Here is a 17,529-nt window from a genome sequence, read left to right as displayed (position 1 = left end):
GGGGTTGTCGTGTGTTGATGAAGCTGGCGAGCTGTGAGTTGAGCTTGCAGCTCACCCTAAGGAGCCCTACGCAATGCCGCCCAAGAAAAAGACTCATGAGGTCACCCTCGCGCTTGAGGCGGGTAACGCCGCGATGGTCGACCTCGGCAAGATGCTTGGTCCGACCGGGGCCAACATGCGTGCCGTCAAGGTGGAGTACGACGAGGCCACCTCGAAGAACCGTGGCGAGATCATCCCGGTGATCGTCAGCGTCTACGAGGACCGCAGCCACACGCTGGCCTACAAGACGCCGCCGACCAGCTTCCTGATCAAGAAGGCCCTCGGCATCCAGTCCGCCGCGTCCAACCCGCTGACCCAGACCGTCGGCACGCTGAACGCGACGCAGGTCAAGGAGATCGCCGAGCGCAAGCTCCCCGACCTCAACGCCAACGACCTCGACGCCGCGATCCAGATCGTGTCCGGCACCGCCCGCTCCATGGGTGTGAAGGTCGCGCAGTAACACAGCCATAGGAAAGCCCCCGGGTCCACGACCCGGGGGCTTTTTCTATGCCTTGCCGACGATCTCCTCGATCAGGCCGTAGTCGAGGGCCTCTCGCGCGGTCAGCCCCCGGCCGGCCGACAGGTCGTCCTCGATACGGCTGCGGGTCTGCCCGGTCAGCTCGACCAGCCGCAGGATGATCTCCTCAAGCTCGCGCAGGTGCTGCCCGGCGGCCCGGGCCACCTCGTCGGCGGTGCCGCTGACCGCGGCCGCGCGGGGCTCGGTGAGCCGGAACCGGGCGTGCCGGTAGGCGGCGCGCCGCTCGGCCGCGGCGAGCACCGCGACCACGGCCCCGCCCGCCTCCGAGGTGACGACCGCGTGCACGGGCGCCGCCATCGAGTCGATCACGTCGATCACCGAGAGCGCGGCGCCGAGCTCACCGCCCGAGCTGGCCACGTGCAGCTGCACCGGATCGGCGCCGGCCGCGTCCAGGGTGAGCAGCGCGGCCGCGATGCCGGTGGCGCCCTCCGGGGTGAGCGGGCCGCGGATCATGACGATCCGCTGGTCGAACAGCCGCTCCTCGAGCCACTCGGGCACGCCGGGCCCACCCGCCGGCGGCTCGGGCTTGTGCGGTGGCTGTCCCCATCGCATCGGATCATGCCGCAGATTCACCGAAACCTCCGTCCGCCGCGTGCCGCCAGAGTAACCACGGTGGCACCACAAGTGGCCACTTCTTCCGCTGACGGCAAACAGATCAACGACGGGTTACGTTGAGGCATGGGCAACAACGCGGTCATCGGGCTCGTGGTCCACCCCAGCAACGACGTGAGCGACTCGGTCACCACGGTGGTCAGCGTGGCCGCCCGGGTCGGCGCCCGGGTGGTGGCCCGGCCGGAGGACGCGGCCCGGCTGGGCCTGTTCGCCCTGGACGAGCCCGACTTCGTGGAGAAGGCCGACTTCGTCTTCAGCCTGGGCGGCGACGGCACCATGCTCGGCGCCATGCGCCTGATGGCGGGCCGCCCCACCCCGATCCTCGGCGTCAACCACGGCAACCTGGGCTTCCTCATCGAGACCAGCCCGGCCGAGCTGCCGGAGGCGCTGGAACGCCTGATCGCCGGCGAGTTCAGCCTCGAGCCGCACAGCGCCCTGGCCGTGGGCGACGGCCTGGCCTTCAACGACGTGGTCGTCACGGCCGCCACCCCGTGGACGTCGGTGGCCTTGGACCTGCAGCTCAACGGCGTCAAGCACGGCTACTTCCGCTGCGACGCCGTGGTCGTGTGCACCCCGACCGGCTCGACCGCCTACAACTACGCGGCCGGCGGCCCGATCATCTCTCCGTCGGTCACCGCGATCGGCCTCACTCCGGTCGCACCCATGTCGGGCATCAGCCGCCCCATCGTCCTGGGCGGCGCCGAGGTCATCACGCTGCGGGGCGCGGCCCCGTCCCGGGTCTCCCTGGACGGCGCCGACACCGTCACGGTCGACGAGGGCGCCGACCTGACCGTCCAGCTGCGCCCGAACGCCGCCAACGTCGTCCGCTTCGACCGCGCCTCACACGAACGCCGCACCCGCATCAAGCTGAGCCTGCTCGACCTGCCCCTACGCCCCGACCAGCTCATCGAGTTGGTCCCCGAACACCTCCGCGAGAGGGTCCTGAAACAGCAGAGATGATCAGGTGGTGAGGCGCCAGAGCGCGTCCATGGGCAGAGCGCGGATCTTCTCGCCGAAGGGCAGCGTCTGCTGACCGGTGTAAAGGATCAGGCCCGCGACGAACTGTTCGCCGGCGGCGTCGGCCAGGTGACGCAGCCCGCGGGTGTCCTCGGCGCGGATGGTCGCGCCGGCCTTCACCTCGATGCCGACGACGCGGCCGTCGGGCGTCTCCAGGACGGCGTCAACCTCGATGCGGTCCAGCGGCGCCGCCGGGTTCGCCCAGGCGGACTGCGTCCTGCCCGATCAGGTGAGCGGCCCCCCGGTGTCGACGAAGGCGAGCTTCGCGGCGCCGACGGCCCGGCGGGTCAGATTGTTGGACCAGGCCGGGATGCTCTTGATGAGGAATACCGAGGTGAGCAGCTCGAGGTAGCGAATCAGGGTGGTCCGTGCGAGCCCCGCCTGCCCCGCGATGGTGCCGGGCACCAGCGGGTGGGCGCACGGCCTCGGGGAAGCCACCTGCCGCGGCGCTTTCGTAATAGTCACGTCGGCGCCAGTCGGAGGAATGGGTCAGCCGGGCTCCCCGGCTGAACACGGTGTCGACGAAGCGGTCCGGCTCGCCGCGCACCTCTCCCTGGGAGAACGGCCACAACTCGACGATCTCCATCCGGCCTGGGAGAGCGTCGGGAAGGATGCGCAATGCCAGTCGCCAGCCGGGTGAGCGTGCTCTTACCGGACTGCCGAGCGCCGTTGACGAGGATGACGCGAGTGTCGGCCGGAGCCTCGCTGACCAGGGATTGCGCATGGCGCGGAACCACGTCGACCACGGCCTTATTGTGCTCTGAAACCTCGCGGTGCGGTCATCCGGCCGCAGCTTGCGTGGTCATCTGGCCGTGGTCGACGTGGTCATCTGGCCGCGGGCCTGATCACCAGCCCCGGTCGCGCCACTCCTTCAGGTGAGGGCGCTCGGTGCCCAGCGTCGAGTCCTTGCCGTGGCCGGGGTAGAACCAGGTGTCGTCCGGGAGGCGGTTGAAGATCTTGGCCTCCAGGTCGTCCATCAAGGAGATGTGGTCCTCGGTGGTGGCCGTCTTGCCGTGGCCGCCGGGGAACAGGCTGTCGCCGGTCCACAGGTGGGCCGTGCCGTTCGGGTCCTGGTAGAGCAGGGCGATCGAGCCCGGCGTGTGGCCGACCAGGTGGATGACCTCGAGGGTGGCGTCGCCCACGGTGATCGTCTCGCCCTCGCGCAGGTCGCGGTTGACCAGGGGGATCTCGGCCGCGTCCTCGATGTGGGCCAGGGACTCGGCGCCGGTCGACGAGATCACCTCGGAGAGGGCCTGCCAGTGGTCGCCATGCCGGTGGGTGGTGACGATCGTGGCCAGGCCGCCGTCGCCGATCACCTTCAGCAGGGTCGGCGCCTCGTTGGCGGCGTCGATCAGGAGCTGCTCGTTGCCGCTGCGGAGCAGGTAGGCGTTGTTCTCCATGGGGCCGACGGCGACCTTTGTGATGGTCAGGCCGCCGAGGTCGCGGACGTCGGCGGGGCCGCCGACGGATACGTCACCGGTGTAGGTCATGTCACTTCCACCTTGCTGGTTTCGGGAGCTCGCCGTCCGGCGAGACGGTCAGGTCGGCGCCGTCGGCCCGGCCGGCCAGCCAGGCCGCCAACGACCTGGTCGGGCCGCCGACGACCGGCGGGTTGCCGGCCGAGCCGATGGTCAGGGCGTGCTCGATGCCGTGCGGGCGCAGCTCCATGGCCGGCCAGCCGGCCGCCGTGGCCTCGGTGACGATCTCGCGCAGCAGGCGCAGCGCGAAGGCGTCGGTCCAGTCGGCCGGCGTGTAGGACAGGCCCAGGTCGGTGTGGTGCACGGTCACCTCGCGCAGCCGTGCCCACGGCACCGCGGCCGCCGACTGGCCGGTCGGCGGCAGGAAGAACGCCCACGCCTCGGCCGGCATCGCGGCCCCGGCGTCGGCGAACCGGTCGTGGGCGGCCCGGATGTCCTCGAGCTGCTCGCGCAGCGGGCGGCCGGCGCCCTCCTGGATGCCCGCCTCGCGGGCCTCGGGCGAGGGGTAGGCCGGCGTCTCGACGCCGGTGCGGGCCCAGGTCAGCAGGTTCACGTACGCGTCGGCGTTGCGCGCGACATGGGTCAGTACGTGCCCGACGGTCCAGCCGGGCAGCAGCGACGCCTGCCCGACGACCGTCGGGTCGAGGTCGGCCACGGTGCGGATGAGCTCCTCGGTAGCTCGGTCGACATCCGTGAGGAGAACGAGCGGATCCATTGTCATGACGGACTGCACCGAACGAAGTGAGGGCCGGGACGGCATGGCGAAGGCAGCTGGGTCACGGCAAGAACCCTATCGGCACGGAATTCGCTTTCGCAGAAGTAGCCGCGACCGTACCGTCTGTGCAGACGCGCCGATCGAGCCCGCGGAGGAGGTGGGGAGCGTGCTGTTCATTTCTGCGTCCCTTCACCCGGAGGCCTTCGCCTGACCGCCCACCGGCAGGCAGGACTCCCGTCCCCGCAAAGGGTTCCCATGTCGCACGACCTGTCCCAGCTCGGCTGGGACGAGACCTTCGCATCCGCATATCGTCGATTCGACCGTTCCGACGCCTCGGCCGGGCGTGTCCTGCGCGCCGACCGCGGGGTCTGCACCGTGCTCGACGCCGCCGGCGTCACCCGGGCCAGCCTGGCCGGGGGAGTGCTGCTGAACGCGGCCAACGACCCGTCCCGGCTGCCCTGCGCCGGCGACTGGGTGGTGCTGCGCCACTGGCCCGACCGCCGGGTCACGATCGAGTGTGTGCTGCCCCGGCGCACCACGCTGATCCGCCGCACCTCCGACAAGGACTCCACCGGCCAGGTGCTGGCCGCGAACATGGACACGGTGGCCGTGGTCGAGCCGATCCATCCGGAGCCCGACGACGCCCGCATCGAGCGCCTGCTCGCCCTGGCCTGGGACTCGGGCGCGAAACCCCTGCTCATCCTGACCAAGAGCGACACCACCTCCGATCCGGCGGCCATCGCCCGGCAGATCGCCGAGCTGGCACCGGGTGTGCCGGTGGTTCCGCTGAGCGTCCGGCAGAAGACCGGGCTTGACGATGTACGCGCGTACGTGCGTCCCGGAAGCACTCTGGCCCTGCTCGGCCGTTCCGGCGCGGGCAAGTCGACGCTGGTCAACGCGCTGGCCGGGACGCCCGTCATGCCCGTACAGCAGATCCGTGACGTCGACGGCAAGGGCCGGCACACCACCGCGTACCGAAATCTGGTCCTGCTGCCGAACGGCGGCGCCGTGCTGGACACGCCCGGCATCCGCGGTGTGGGTCTGCTCGACACGGCGGAGGGCCTCGACCGGGCCTTCGCCGACATCGCCGAGGTGGCCGCGGGCTGCCGGTTCGACGACTGCCGGCACGACGCCGAGCCTGGTTGTGCGGTCGCCCTGGCCGTCGCCGACGGCTCGCTGGCGCCGCGCCGGCTGGCCTCGTGGCGCAAGTTGCGGCACGAGATCGAGGTCGAATCGGCCCGGCAGACGGCCCGTCTAGCCGGCGCGGCGGGACATCGGCGACGGAGGCACTGACCGGAGACTGTCAGGGGGCTCTGTCAGAATGCCCCGGTGCAAACGGTGGAAGAGGTAGCCCAGGAGGAGGCCGCCGAGGCCTCGGTCCGCCGCCGTCGCGGACCGGCCGATGTGTGGGCGCTGCTGAGCTACGCGGTGCTGTCGTTGCTGGTGATGAGCCAGCTCTGGCGCGATCCGAACGGGCGCGTGCTCGCCGGCAACAAGGACGACCACAACGTCTTCCTCTTCATGCTGGCCCACGGCGAACGGGTGGTCTTCCACGGGGACAACCCGTTCTACTCGGGCCGGCTCAACGTGCCCGACGGCGTGAACATGATGGCCAACACCTCGGTGCTGGTCTTCAGCCTGCCGCTGGCGCCGGTCAGCCACTTCCTCGGCGTCGGCTTCTCGGTGGCGCTGCTGCTCACGCTGGGCCTGGCCGGCACGGCCGCCGCCTGGTACTACGTGCTCTCCCGCCATCTGGTGACCAGCCGGGTGGCGGCCTGGATCGGCGGCCTGTGGTGCGGCTTCGCGCCGACCATGATCTCGCACGCCAACGGGCACGTGAACTTCGTCAGCCTCTTCGTGGTGCCGTTCATCGTCTGGCAGGTGCTGCGGCTGCGCGAGCCGGGCCGGGCCGTGCGCGGCGGCGTCATCCTCGGCCTGCTCATCGTGCTGCAGGTCTTCATCAACGAGGAGGCGCTGCTCTTCACCGCGCTGGCCCTGGGCGCCTTCGTGGTGGCGTACGGCCTGATGGCCTGGACCGACGCCAAGCGCGAGGCGCCGCACCTGCTCAAGGGTCTCGGCGTCGCGGCCCTGGTCTCGGGTGTCCTGCTGGCCTATCCGCTGTGGTATCAGTTCTTCGCGCCCGGCAACTACCACGGTCAGCCGTTCGAACCGGACATGTACGCCACCGACCTGGCCTCGCTGGGCTTCTTCGCGCGGCAGTCGCTGGCCGGATACGCGGCGCTGACCCGCGAGATGAGCGTGAGCGCGACCGAGGACAACACGTTCTTCGGCCCGTTCGGCCTCCTGATGATCATCGTTTCGATCGTGGTCCTGTGGCGCTCGGTCGCGGCCCGCGCGGCGGCGATCTCGGCCTTCGTGCTGCTGGTCGTGTCGATGGGCCCGGAGCTGGTCGTCTTCGGGCACCGCACCGGCGTCCCGCTGCCGTTCGCCCTGATCAGCCACGTGCCGATCATCGACCTGGTCAGTGTGACGCGGTTCGCCATGGTGCCGGCCACGATCGCCGGCGTGCTGCTCGCGCTGGCCACCGACCGGGCCCGTGCGTTCCCGGTCAGGAAGAAACGCCTGTTCCAGGTCGGGCTCGTGCTGGCCCTGGTGCCGCTGTTCCCCAAGCCGGTGCCGGTCATCCAGGGCGACCCGATGCCGCCGTTCCTGACCCAGGGCATCTGGAAGCAGTACGTCACCGGCGACCGCACCCTGGTCACGGTGCCGCTGCCCGAGGTCACCACCGGGCGTACGGGGATGCGCTGGGCGACGCTGTCGCACCTCGACTATCCGACACCGCGCGGCTACTTCATGGGGCCGGTCAATCCGCCCACCGACAACACCGGCTCGTGGAACGCGCCCCGCCGCTTCACGTCCGACCTGCTCTACAGCGTCCGTGAGTACGGCATCAGGCCGCGGCTGACCGCCACCGACCGGGCCCGGATCACCGCCGACCTGACCTTCTGGCGGGCGGCCGTGGTCATCCTCGTCCCGGACAGCCGCAACGGCGACGACCTGCTGGCCACGCTCACCGACGCCCTGGGGCCGCCGCAGCTGATCGGCGGGGTCGAGATGTGGGACGTACGCTATCTGTCGGTTCCTTCGAACGAGTGACCTAACCGAAGGTGAAGTGCGGGAATGTGCGCCATTTGGCGGACGCTGCACTTACTCGGGCCCGCGCCGGGGAAAAGTTGTCGTACCCCCTGGCTAGAGTGGCCCGCGGCTTTGCTGCATTCAAACACCTGTACGGAGAGGCTGGCTGGTGGCCGACCGTTTGACTATTCGAGGCGCGCGCGAGCACAACCTGCGTGACGTCAACCTTGACCTGCCCCGCGACGCGATGATCGTGTTCACCGGTCTGTCCGGGTCGGGCAAGTCCAGCCTCGCGTTCGACACGATCTTCGCCGAGGGGCAGCGACGCTATGTCGAGTCGCTCTCGTCGTACGCGAGGCAGTTCCTCGGGCAGATGGACAAGCCCGACGTCGACTTCATCGAGGGCCTGTCGCCCGCGGTGTCGATCGACCAGAAATCCACCTCGCGCAACCCGCGCTCGACGGTGGGCACCATCACCGAGGTCTACGACTACCTGCGCCTGCTCTTCGCGCGGACGGGCATCCCGCACTGCCCGATCTGCGGCGAGCGGATCAGCAAGCAGACCCCGCAGCAGATCGTCGACCGGGTCCTGGCCATGGACGAGGGCACCAAGTTCATGGTGCTCGCCCCGGTGATCCGCGGCCGCAAGGGTGAATACGTCGACCTGTTCGCCGAGCTCCAGGCCAAGGGCTACGCCCGGGCCCGGGTCGACGGCGTGGTCCATCCGCTGACCGAGCCGCCCAAGCTCAAGAAGCAGGAGAAGCACACCATCGAGGTGGTCGTCGACCGGCTCAGCGTGAAAGCGTCGAGCAAGCAGCGCCTCACCGACTCCATCGAGTCGGCGCTGGGCCTGGCCAACGGCATCGTCGTGCTCGACTTCGTCGACCTGCCCGAGGACGACCCGGCCCGCGAGCGCCGCTTCTCCGAGCATCTGGCCTGCCCCAACGACCACCCGCTGGCGATCGAGGACCTCGAGCCCCGGGTCTTCTCGTTCAACGCGCCCTACGGCGCGTGCCCCGAGTGCACCGGCCTGGGCACCAAGAAAGAGGTCGACCCCGAGCTGATCATCCCGGACGAGGAGCGCAGCATCCGCGAGGGTGCGATCCAGCCCTGGTCCGGCGGCCAGACCCAGGAATACTTCCTGCGCCTGCTCGAGGCGCTGGCCAGCAGTGAGAAGTTCAGCGTCGACACCCCGTGGCGGCAGCTGTCCTCCCGGGCGCAGAAGACGATCCTCTACGGCTCGGAGGACCAGGTCCACGTCCGCTACCGCAACAAGTACGGGCGCGAGCGCTCGTACTACACCGGTTTCGAGGGTGTGGTGCAGTGGATCGAGCGCCGGCACACCGACACCGAGAGCGACTGGTCGCGCGACAAGTACGAGGGCTACATGCGCGACGTGCCGTGCCCGGTCTGCGGCGGCACCCGGCTCAAGCCCGAGGTTCTCGCGGTGACCATCGCCGGCAAGAGCATCGCCGAGGTCTGCAACCTGTCCATCGGTGACTGCGCCGAGCTGCTGGCCGGCCTCGAGCTCGACGACCGGCAGAAGATGATCGCCGAGCGGGTGCTCAAGGAGATCAACGCCCGGCTGCGCTTCCTGGTCGACGTCGGCCTGGAATATCTGTCGCTCGACCGCGGCGCCGGCACCCTGTCCGGCGGTGAGGCCCAGCGCATCCGGCTCGCCACCCAGATCGGCTCCGGCCTGGTCGGCGTGCTCTACGTGCTCGACGAGCCGTCGATCGGCCTGCACCAGCGCGACAACCACCGGCTCATCGAGACCCTGGTGCGGCTGCGCGACCTGGGCAACACGCTGATCGTGGTCGAGCACGACGAGGACACGATCCGCACGGCCGACTGGATCGTCGACATCGGTCCCGGCGCCGGCGAGCACGGCGGCCACATCGTGCACAGCGGCTCGGTCGAGGGCCTGCTGAAGAACAAGCAGTCGCCCACCGGGGCCTACCTGTCCGGCCGCAAGTCGATCCCGACCCCGGCCGGCCGCCGCCCGCAGACGCCCGGCCGCGAGCTGGTCGTGCAGGGCGCCCGTGAGCACAACCTGCGCAACCTGACCGTCGGCTTCCCGCTCGGGCAGTTCATCGCCGTCACCGGCGTCAGCGGCTCCGGCAAGTCCACGCTGGTCAACGACATCCTCTACACGGTGCTGGCCAACCAGATCAACGGCGCCCGCATGGTGCCGGGCCGGCACACCCGCATCACCGGGCTGGAAGAGGTCGACAAGGTCGTCGGCGTCGACCAGTCGCCGATCGGGCGTACGCCGCGGTCCAACCCCGCGACGTACACCGGCGTCTTCGACAACATCCGCAAGCTGTTCGCCGAGACGACCGAGGCCAAGGTGCGCGGCTACGGGCCGGGCCGGTTCTCGTTCAACGTCAAGGGCGGCCGCTGCGAGAACTGCTCGGGCGACGGCACGATCAAGATCGAGATGAACTTCCTGCCCGACGTCTACGTCCCGTGCGAGGTGTGCAAGGGCGCCCGGTACAACCGGGAGACGCTCGAGGTGCACTACAAGGGCAAGACGATCTCCGAGGTGCTCAACATGCCGATCGAGGAGGCGGCGGAGTTCTTCCAGCCGATCCCCGCGATCCACCGGCACCTCAAGACGCTGGTCGACGTCGGCCTGGGCTACGTCCGTCTCGGCCAGCCCGCCCCGACGCTGTCCGGCGGCGAGGCGCAGCGCGTCAAGCTCGCCTCCGAGCTGCAGAAGCGCTCGACCGGCAAGACGGTCTACGTGCTCGACGAGCCCACCACGGGCCTGCACTTCGAAGACATCCGCAAGCTGCTGATGGTCCTCAACGGCCTGGTCGACAAGGGCAACACGGTGATCACGATCGAGCACAACCTCGACGTGATCAAGACGGCCGACTGGCTGATCGACATGGGCCCCGAGGGCGGCAGCAAGGGCGGTCTGGTGCTGGCCACCGGTACGCCCGAGGAACTGGCCGAGGTGCCCGAGAGCCACACGGGGCAGTACCTGCGGCACATGCTGGGTCTGGAGGGCAAGGCGGCCGGGTCGTCCGACGCGATCGCCCGCGCGGCCCAGGCCAACGGCACGGCGCCCAAGAAGAGGGCGACCCGCGCTCGGGCCAAGGCCTCCGTGTGAGGGTTCAGCAAGGTCACAGGTGATCCATAGCCACCGCGCCCGGTCGGGACCTTAGTCTCGATCGGGCGCTGTTATGTGGGTAATTTTCGCCGAACGCCTGAACCCGGGGCGGCCGCGACAGCGTATGTAGATGCGACGCCGCGTGACCCACTCATGCGGAACCAGGCACTGGAGGACAACAAACATGACTGACGTGCAGACCAGGACCGACGCCGAGCTCAGCACCGAGGAGCCGAACGTTCCCGGTACGGCGTCGACCCGCCGTGTCGTCCTTCTCGGCGCGGGCGGGCTGGGCGCGGCCTGTGTGCTCGCCGCCTGCGGCACGAACGCGTCGAGCACCAACAGCAACGGCACCGACTTCAGCGACCAGCCGGCCCCGGCCGGCAGCGCGGGCGCGCAGAACGACGGCTCGGGCAACACGGCCACCGGCGGCGCGGCGCTGGCCGTGGCGGCCGACGTGCCCGAGGGCGGCGGCATCATCAAGGGCGACCTTGTGATCACCCAGCCCGTGGCCGGCACGTACAAGGCGTTCAGCAAGGTGTGCACGCACGCCGGCTGCGACGTCAACAAGATCGACGCCGGGCAGATCTCCTGCCCCTGCCACAACAGCAAGTTCTCGATCGAGACCGGCGAGCCCACCTCCGGGCCGGCCACCAAGGCCCTGCCCGAGACCAAGGTCAAGAAGGACGGCGACAACATCGTCGCGGCCTGACACCGCTTTCGTAAGGCCGGAGGTCCGAGCCGTGGCGGCGGCAGCGGACCTCCGGTCGGGTAATCATGTCAGTCCCCCGCACTAGTGTTGAGACCGTGCCAGACCCCTCCAGCTATCGCCCGGCGCCCGGGACGATTCCCGAGTCGCCCGGCGTCTACCGTTTCCGCGACCCCGGCGGCCGCGTCATCTACGTGGGCAAGGCCAAAAACCTGCGGAACAGGCTGAACTCCTATTTCGCCGACACGTGGTCGCTGCACGCGCGCACCCAGCAGATGGTCACCACGGCGGCCAGTGTGGACTGGGTGACGGTCGGCACGGAGGTCGAGGCGCTCCAGCTCGAGTTCAGCTGGATCAAGGAGTTCGATCCGCGCTTCAACGTCAAATATCGCGACGACAAGTCGTACCCGTTCCTCGCCGTCACCCTCAACGAGGAGTTCCCCCGGCTCCAGGTGATGCGCGGGGCCAAGCGCAAAGGCGTGCGCTACTTCGGCCCGTACTCACACGCCTGGGCCATCCGCGAGACCCTCGACCTGCTCCTGCGGGTCTTCCCGGCGCGCACGTGCTCGACCGGCGTTTTCAAGCGCGCCGGCCAGATCGGCCGTCCCTGCCTGCTGGGCTACATCGGCAAGTGCTCGGCGCCCTGCGTCGGCACGGTCTCGCCCGAGGAGCACCGCGCCATCGTCGACGACTTCTGCGACTTCATGGCCGGTCGCACCGACACGTTCGTCAAACGGCTCGAGCGCGACATGATGCAGGCCTCCGAGGAGCTCGAGTTCGAAAAGGCGGCCCGGCTGCGTGACGACATCGCCGCGCTGCGCCGCGCGATGGAGAAGCAGACCGTGGTCCTGGGCGACGGCACCGACGCCGACGTGGTGGCCTTCTCCGAGGACCCGCTCGAGGCGGCGGTCCAGGTGTTCCACGTGCGCGACGGGCGGGTGCGCGGTCAGCGGGGCTGGGTCGTGGAAAAGGTCGAGGATCTGACCACCGGCGATCTGGTGCACCACTTCTGCAGCCAGCTGTACGGCGGATCCGAGGGGGAGAACGACGTTCCGCGCGAGCTGCTCGTGCCGGCCCTGCCCGACGACGCCCCGGCGCTGGAGAGCTGGCTGTCCGAGCGCCGCGGCAGCCGGGTCTCGCTGCGGGTGCCGCAGCGGGGCGACAAGAAGTCGCTGATGGAGACGGTGGCGCGCAACGCGGGGGAGTCGCTGCAACGGCACAAGCTGCGCCGCGCGGGCGACCTGACGACCCGCAGCAAGGCGCTCGACGAGATCGCCGAGGCGCTCGGGCTCGACTCGGCGCCGCTGCGTATCGAGTGTTTCGACGTGTCGCAGATCCAGGGCACCGACGTGGTGGCCTCGATGGTGGTGTTCGAGGACGGGCTGCCCCGCAAGAGCGAATACCGTCGTTTCGCCGTCCGCGGCAACGCCGACGGCAGCGGCATGGACGACCTGTCGGCCATGAGCGAGGTCATGCGGCGCCGCTTCGCCCGTTTCAAGGCCCAGCCGGGCGCGGACGGCCCCCTGGACAAACCTCCCGTCGACGTGCCGGACTCCGGCGAGATCGCCACCAACGAGCTTCCCGGCATCGATCCGCTGACCGGCAAGCCGCGCCGGTTCGCCTATCCGCCGCAGCTGGTCGTGGTCGACGGTGGCCAGCCTCAGGTGAACGCGGTGGCGGCGGTCTTCGCCGACCTCGGCATCACCGACGTGGCGCTGTGCGGCCTGGCGAAACGGCTGGAAGAGGTGTGGCAGCCGGGTGAGGACTTCCCGGTGATCCTGCCGCGCACCTCCGAGGCGCTCTACCTGCTTCAGCGGGTACGCGACGAGGCGCACCGGTTCGCCATCACGTTCCACCGGCAGCGGCGGTCCAAGCGGATGACGGCGTCGGCCCTCGACAACATCCCCGGGCTGGGGGAGACCCGCCGCAAGGCGCTGCTGCGTCATTTCGGCTCGCTCAAGCGGCTGTCCGCGGCCACTCCCGAGGAGATCACCGAGGTCCCGGGCATCGGGCGGCGCACGGCCGAGGCGGTGCTGGCCGCGCTCATCCCGCCGACGTCCGCCTCCGGCCCCACCCCTTCCGACCCCGCCGCCTCGGGTGAGCCGGAAGGGGAAGCCGGGGCGATTCCGCCCGGCGGCGCCGGACCCACCAAGGCGCGGGCCGGGCGGGTCAACGCGCCGTCGAACAGATCACACGTGACGCCGACCTGAGCGCCCGCCCGGAACGTGGAGCGGCGACCGGTTGTTGGTAGTGACGGGTCCGGTGTACCGGATCGGGTAGACGACAGCCGTCCGGACGGTTGGTTCCGGCGGCTTCGGCCTAGGATGTTGTGTCCGCCGCAGGCGCGGGCACGGACGCGGGAGGCGTGGTGACGGAGTCGATGCCGGAGTACGTGGCGGACTCTGATGGGGTGGACACCGAGGAAGTGACGACCGATCTCGTGATCGTCACCGGGGTGTCCGGCGGTGGCCGCAGTACCGTGGCCCGGGCTTTGGAGAACGTCGGCTTCTATGTCGTCGACAATCTGCCGCAGGCCCTCATGCTCGACATGGCCAAGCTCGCGCTGCAGGCGGGTGGCGCCGCCAGGCGTACGGCAATGGTCCTCGATGTGCGAAGCCGGGCCTTCTCGACCGACCTGACCGGCGCCGTGCACGCCCTGCGCGAGCGCGGCTTCAACCCGCGTGTGGTCTTCGTCGACGCCGAGGACGACGTGCTGATCCGGCGGTTCGAGTCGGTGCGCCGCTCGCACCCGTTGCAGGGCGACGGGCGCCTGGCCGACGGCATCACGGCCGAGCGCAAGCTGCTGTCCGAGGCCCGCGAGCAGGCCGACGTGATCATCGACACCAGCCACCTCAACGTCAACCAGCTCCGCCGCCGGGTCGAGGAGCTGTTCGGCGGCGAGGACGTGCGCCGGTTGCGGATCACCGTGCTGTCCTTCGGATTCAAGTACGGCCTGCCCCCGGACGCCGACTACGTGATGGACGCCCGCTTCCTGCCCAACCCGTTCTGGGTGCCGGCCCTGCGCGACCACACCGGCCTGGAGGACTCGGTCAGCAACTACGTCCTCGACCAGGAGGGCGCGAGTGACTTCGTCAAGACGTACGCCTCGCTGATCGCCGCCACCGCGACCGGCTTCGAGCGTGAGGGCAAGCGCTATCTGACCGTCGCCGTCGGCTGTACGGGCGGCAAGCACCGCAGCGTCGCCATCACCGAGGAACTCACCGCCCAGCTGCGCGACATGCGGCTCGCGGCCCACTCCTCCCACCGCGACCTGGGGCGGGAGTGACGGCCCGGCGCCCGGTCAAGGTGGTCGCGTTCGGCGGCGGCCACGGCCTCAGCGCCTCGCTGCGCGGCCTGCGCCGGGCCGGCGAGGAGATCGCGCTGGACATCACCGCCGTGGTCACCGTCGGCGACGACGGCGGCTCCAGCGGGCGCCTGCTGACCGAGCGGGACGCGCTGCTGCCCCCGGGCGACCTGCGGCAGGCGCTGGCCGCGCTGGCCGATGACCATCCGGTCACCCGGCGCACGGCCGACGTCCTGCAATACCGCTTCGCCGAGATCCCGGCCGGTGGTGAGGGGCCCGACCCGCTGGTCGGGCACGCGGTGGGCAACCTGCTGCTGCTCGGGCTGATGGAGATGCTCGGCGATCCGGTGCAGGCGCTCGACCACGCGGCGGCGATGGTGGGCGCCCGCGGCCGGGTGCTGCCGATGGCCCGGCACGCGGTCGGCATCGAGGCCGATGTGCGCGGCGCCGACCCGTCACGCCCCGACGACGTGGTCACCGTCCGCGGTCAGCACGCGGTCGCGGTGACCTGCGGTCACGTCGAGGCCGTCCGCATCGAGCCGGCCGACCCGCCGATCTGCGACCCCGTGGTCGACGCCATCCGTGACGCCGACTGGCTGATCTTCGGGCCGGGCAGCTGGTACACGAGCGTGCTGCCGCACCTGATGGTGCCCCGGCTGGCCGAGGCGATCACGGCGAGCGCGGCCCGGCGGCTGGTGACGCTCAACCTGGCCGCCGACAACGAGACGCTCGGCCTGTCGGTGGCCGACCACCTGGCCGCCCTGCACTGGTACCTGCCCGGTCTGCGGGTCGACGCGGTGGTGGCCGACGGCAAGTGGGTGGGCGAGCCCGAGCCGGTGCGCCGCGCCGCGGAAGCCCTGGGTGCGCAGCTGATCCTGGCACCCGTGGCCGTTGCGGACGGCAGCGCCAGGCATGATCCTGAGTCGTTGGGCGTTGCCCTGGTGCCGGTATTGGGCGCCGCTCGTTAAGCAGTCGTTTGTAAGGGCACGTTTTGGTGGAAATCCGGCGCATGAGGTGAGCACACAATGGCGATGACGGCAGCGGTCAAAGACGAGCTGAGCCGGGTCGACGTGCCCAAGCCCTGCTGCCGTCGGGCCGAGATGGCGGCCCTGCTGCGGTTCGCCGGGGGCCTGCACATCGTCTCCGGCCGGGTGGTGGTCGAGGCCGAGCTCGACACGGGCGCGGTGGCGCGCCGGCTGCGGCGCGAGATCGCCGACGTCTACGGATATCCCAGTGAGGTGCACGTCCTGGCCTCCGGCGGCCTGCGCAAGGGCAGCCACTACATCGTCCGCATCGTCAAGGACGGCGAGGCGCTGGCCCGCCAGACCGGCCTGCTCGACGTGCGCGGGCGCCCGGTCCGGGGCCTGCCCCCGCACGTGGTGTCGGCCAATGTCTGCTGCGCGGTGGCCGCGTGGCGGGGCGCGTTCATGGCGCACGGCTCGCTGACCGAGCCCGGCCGCTCCAGCGCCCTGGAGATCACCTGCCCGGGCCCCGAGGCGGCGCTGGCGCTGCGCGGCGCGGCCCGGCGCATCGGCATCACGGCCAAGGAGCGCGAGGTGCGCGGCGTCGACCGGGTCGTGATCAAGGACGGCGACGCGATCGCGGCCCTGCTGACCCGCATCGGCGCCCACGCGAGCGTGCTGGCGTGGGAGGAGCGCCGGGTGCGCCGTGAGGTGCGCGCGACGGCGAACCGCCTGGCCAACTTCGACGACGCCAACCTGCGCCGCTCGGCCCGTGCCGCGGTGGCGGCGGCGGCCCGGGTCACCCGGGCCCTGGAGATCCTGGCCGACGAGGCCCCCAACCACCTCACCTCGGCCGGCCAGCTGCGCCTGGAGCACCGTCAGGCCTCGCTGGAGGAGCTGGGCGCCCTGGCCGACCCGCCACTGACGAAGGACGCGATCGCCGGCCGTATAAGGCGTCTGCTCGCCCTCGCCGACAAGCGCGCCCGTGACCTGGGCATCCCCGACACCGAGGCCGCCGTGACGCCCGAGATGATGGCGTGCTGACAAGTAGTCCCTTGACAGGTGTAGTCCCCCTGAAGGTGAAAACCTTTTTGCCTGTTTGAAAGCCCTTACCGCAGCCCTCGAAAACCCGGCAGACTCTCCCGCCATGAGCGGCATTGAGGCCCTCGCACAGAGGGTGACAACAGTGGAAGATGAGATCGCGGACATCCGACAGGACGCGGCGGAGGTGAGGATCTTGGCAGCCGGTGCGAGCCAGGACGCGAGTGACTATCAAACGTCGCTGGGGCATCACGTCCAGCAGCTGAACGCGCTTCGAAGGACGCAGATCGAACAGTCCGGGCAGCTCAGGGCGATGTCCACCGATCTGCGCCACGTCTTCGACGAGGTGAAGAACCTGCGGGTGACCCAGCTCGAGCAGCAGGCTGACCTGGACAAGGTGATCGAGGCCCAGTTCCGGCAGTGGAGCGACATTCAGGAGATCAAGCGGACTCAGCTCAGGCATTACGCGGACCAGAAGGCGAAGATCTCCGACCTCAAAACCGACGTCACGGGGCTCAAGACGGACGTCTCGGGGCTCAAGACGGACGTCACGGAGCTCAAGACGGACGTCTCGGGGCTCAAGACGGACGTCTCGGGACTCAAGACCGACGTCTCGGGGCTCAAGACGGACGTCACGGAGCTCAAGACCGACGTCACGGAGCTCAAGGCGGGCATGGCGAGGGTTATTCAGCTGCTGGAGCGTCGTGGTGACGACCCGGCCAGCTGATGGGCGGTGAGCGAGGGGCCGCGTGAGCGGCCCTTCGCTGTTTTCCGGGGGAAGAAGCGCAGGTTAACGGGCGAGCTTAGTCACGGTTAGGTTGCGCCCCCTGCGTGATGGGCTCAGAGGGCTCGGATAGTGTCTTAGCCGACGGCGACGGTGCCGGCAGCTCGGCCGACCGC

16 protein-coding genes are annotated in these 17,529 nt (G+C 70.1%); 11 read left to right on the top strand and 5 right to left on the bottom strand.

Features of this window, described 5'->3' with window-relative positions; genetic code table 11:
• Positions 1-73: 73 nt before the first annotated feature.
• The gene (locus tag ACFY36_RS38765) at positions 74-499 is read left to right on the top strand and encodes an uL11 family ribosomal protein (RefSeq protein ID WP_499750872.1); all 426 of its coding nucleotides are present in this window, start codon (positions 74-76) and stop codon (positions 497-499) included.
• A 45-nt stretch (positions 500-544) separates the two neighbouring features.
• Here ACFY36_RS38765 and ACFY36_RS38760 read toward each other — a convergent pair whose 3' ends face one another.
• Positions 545-1,150, bottom strand: coding sequence for an ATP-dependent Clp protease proteolytic subunit (locus ACFY36_RS38760; RefSeq protein WP_499750871.1), 606 nt, complete (start codon positions 1,148-1,150; stop codon positions 545-547).
• A gap of 105 nt (positions 1,151-1,255) precedes the next feature.
• Between ACFY36_RS38760 and ACFY36_RS38755 the strand changes: the two genes are divergently transcribed.
• Positions 1,256-2,149, top strand: a complete 894-nt coding sequence (locus ACFY36_RS38755) for an NAD(+)/NADH kinase (protein WP_499750870.1) — start codon at positions 1,256-1,258, stop codon at positions 2,147-2,149.
• Here ACFY36_RS38755 and ACFY36_RS38750 read toward each other — a convergent pair whose 3' ends face one another.
• From ACFY36_RS38750 to ACFY36_RS38735, 4 genes are all read right to left on the bottom strand, one after another.
• Positions 2,150-2,380 (bottom strand): DUF4143 domain-containing protein, encoded by a 231-nt coding sequence (locus ACFY36_RS38750; protein WP_499750976.1) that lies wholly within the window; start codon positions 2,378-2,380, stop codon positions 2,150-2,152.
• Between the two features lie 51 nt (positions 2,381-2,431).
• A complete protein-coding gene (locus tag ACFY36_RS38745) occupies positions 2,432-2,644 on the bottom strand; it encodes a DUF4143 domain-containing protein (RefSeq protein WP_499750869.1) in 213 nt (70 codons plus the stop codon).
• Between the two features lie 407 nt (positions 2,645-3,051).
• Entirely contained in the window at positions 3,052-3,696 is a 645-nt protein-coding gene (locus tag ACFY36_RS38740) for an MBL fold metallo-hydrolase (protein ID WP_499750868.1), read from the bottom strand.
• Position 3,697: 1 nt separating this feature from the next.
• On the bottom strand, positions 3,698-4,405 hold the full coding sequence (locus ACFY36_RS38735) for a maleylpyruvate isomerase family mycothiol-dependent enzyme (protein WP_499750867.1): 708 nt from the start codon (positions 4,403-4,405) through the stop codon (positions 3,698-3,700).
• A gap of 249 nt (positions 4,406-4,654) precedes the next feature.
• On the opposite strand from ACFY36_RS38735, the gene rsgA reads away from it, so the two are divergent.
• The 9 genes from rsgA to ACFY36_RS38690 all read left to right on the top strand — a co-directional run bounded on the left by rsgA (position 4,655) and on the right by ACFY36_RS38690 (position 17,356).
• Positions 4,655-5,692, top strand: a complete 1,038-nt coding sequence (gene rsgA, locus ACFY36_RS38730; RefSeq protein ID WP_499750866.1) for a ribosome small subunit-dependent GTPase A — start codon at positions 4,655-4,657, stop codon at positions 5,690-5,692.
• Between the two features lie 36 nt (positions 5,693-5,728).
• Complete coding sequence (locus ACFY36_RS38725; protein ID WP_499750865.1) at positions 5,729-7,516, top strand: hypothetical protein; 1,788 nt, start codon at positions 5,729-5,731, stop codon at positions 7,514-7,516.
• 148 nt (positions 7,517-7,664) lie between these two features.
• On the top strand, positions 7,665-10,613 hold the full coding sequence (gene uvrA / locus ACFY36_RS38720; protein ID WP_499750864.1) for an excinuclease ABC subunit UvrA: 2,949 nt from the start codon (positions 7,665-7,667) through the stop codon (positions 10,611-10,613).
• Between the two features lie 184 nt (positions 10,614-10,797).
• Positions 10,798-11,325, top strand: a complete 528-nt coding sequence (locus tag ACFY36_RS38715) for a Rieske (2Fe-2S) protein (protein ID WP_499750863.1) — start codon at positions 10,798-10,800, stop codon at positions 11,323-11,325.
• A gap of 95 nt (positions 11,326-11,420) precedes the next feature.
• Complete coding sequence (gene uvrC, locus ACFY36_RS38710) at positions 11,421-13,532, top strand: excinuclease ABC subunit UvrC (protein ID WP_499750862.1); 2,112 nt, start codon at positions 11,421-11,423, stop codon at positions 13,530-13,532.
• A 170-nt stretch (positions 13,533-13,702) separates the two neighbouring features.
• A complete protein-coding gene (gene rapZ, locus ACFY36_RS38705) occupies positions 13,703-14,608 on the top strand; it encodes an RNase adapter RapZ (RefSeq protein WP_499750975.1) in 906 nt (301 codons plus the stop codon).
• A complete protein-coding gene (locus tag ACFY36_RS38700) occupies positions 14,605-15,594 on the top strand; it encodes a gluconeogenesis factor YvcK family protein (RefSeq protein WP_499750861.1) in 990 nt (329 codons plus the stop codon). Before rapZ ends, ACFY36_RS38700 begins: the two co-directional genes overlap by 4 nt.
• A gap of 57 nt (positions 15,595-15,651) precedes the next feature.
• Positions 15,652-16,632: a DNA-binding protein WhiA gene (gene whiA / locus ACFY36_RS38695; protein ID WP_097322458.1), complete on the top strand. Its 981-nt coding sequence runs from the start codon at positions 15,652-15,654 to the stop codon at positions 16,630-16,632.
• Between the two features lie 103 nt (positions 16,633-16,735).
• Positions 16,736-17,356, top strand: coding sequence for a hypothetical protein (locus ACFY36_RS38690; protein ID WP_499750860.1), 621 nt, complete (start codon positions 16,736-16,738; stop codon positions 17,354-17,356).
• The last annotated feature ends 173 nt before the right edge of the window (positions 17,357-17,529 follow it).

The organism is Actinoplanes sp. NPDC000266 (assembly GCF_042899005.1).
Lineage (GTDB): Bacteria > Actinomycetota > Actinomycetes > Mycobacteriales > Micromonosporaceae > Actinoplanes.
The sequence above is the reverse complement of the archived record's forward strand: the minus strand, read 5'-3'. Positions and strand labels throughout refer to the sequence as shown.